We start from the raw sequence: 1,093 nt of genomic DNA on the forward strand, positions 1-1,093 counted from the left end.
GGGCCGGCGGCCCGCAGGGCGGATTGGGGTGCGCCCTCGCTCGCCGCGTTCATTTCTCGAGCGCGAGCAGGTAGGCCGCCATGTCGCGCGCGTCCTGGGGCGACACACCCATTGCAGGCATGGTGGTGCCCGGCACCACGGCGGCCGGTGCCACGATCCAGCGCACCAGGGCGCCGGGGCCGTTCGGCACCTGGCCGGCAATGTAGCTGCGCTTGCCGAAGGCGGCGAGCGTGGGGCCGGTGCGGCCGCGCGCGGCCTGCACGTCGGGAATGGTGTGGCAGCTTCCGCACTGGTACTGGGCCAGCAGCAGCCTTCCGCGCTCGCGCTGCGCGGGCGGCGCGCGCTCGAAGATGGGGCTGCTCTCTCCCGGCGTGCATCCGGCCGCGAGCGTCGCCAGCACCAGCAGGGCGAGCGGGCATACGGCAGGGCATGACGGGGCGGCCACCATGCCGCGATTCTGCGGATTGGAATGCGGCTTGCGCCGACATGGCGGCGCCGGTGCGCGTCGGACAATGCCGCCAATTGAATGCTGCCGATGGGTGCACCCAAGACCGTTCTACTCACCGTCGCCGCGCTAGGCATCGCGGGCGTGGCGGCGGGCGCGCTGGTGGTGTATGGCGGCCTCTACGACGTGGCGGCCACGCAGCAGCATTTCCAGCCGGTCTATTCGCTGCTGGAAACCGCCATGCACCAGTCGGTGAAGATGCGCGCCCGCAACATCGAGCCGCCGCGGCTCGACGACGAGCGGCTGGCGATGCGCGGCGCGGCCTGTTTTCGCGACAAGTGCGTGCAATGCCATGGCGCGCCGGGCGTCGCGCAAAGTGACATCGGAAAGAGCATGCAGCCGCTGCCGGGCCCGCTGGTGGATGCGCGGCACCACTGGAGGCCGCGCGAACTCTACTGGCTGACCAAGCACGGCATCCGCATGAGCGGCATGCCGGCCTGGGAGTTCAGGTTGTCCGAGGAAGACCTGTGGTCGGTGGTGGCGTTCATGGCGCGCCTGCCCGAGCTCACGCCGCAGCAGTATGCCGAAGCCACGCGCGTGGAGCCCACCGGCGCACAGGGCGCACAGGGCGCACCGGCGCGGCCGGCC

At 71.6% G+C, this 1,093-nt stretch carries 2 protein-coding genes; one reads left to right on the forward strand and one right to left on the reverse strand.

Annotated features, from left to right (window positions below):
- Positions 1-49: 49 nt before the first annotated feature.
- Positions 50-448 carry a c-type cytochrome gene (locus tag AC1DOC_RS34705; RefSeq protein WP_478082003.1) on the reverse strand — a complete coding sequence of 133 codons (399 nt, stop codon included), beginning with the start codon at positions 446-448 and terminating at the stop codon, positions 50-52.
- 87 nt (positions 449-535) lie between these two features.
- Between AC1DOC_RS34705 and AC1DOC_RS34710 the strand changes: the two genes are divergently transcribed.
- The coding region (locus AC1DOC_RS34710) for a c-type cytochrome (RefSeq protein ID WP_478082001.1) at positions 536-1,093 on the forward strand (558 nt) is incomplete at its 3' end.

The sequence above is a fragment of the Variovorax sp. 01T439_2 genome, assembly GCF_056398445.1.

Coding starts and splice junctions, on each gene's coding strand:
- AC1DOC_RS34705 (WP_478082003.1), bottom strand. CDS start 448: ATGGTGGCCGCCCCGTCATGCCCTGCCGTATGCCCGCTCGCCCTGCTG.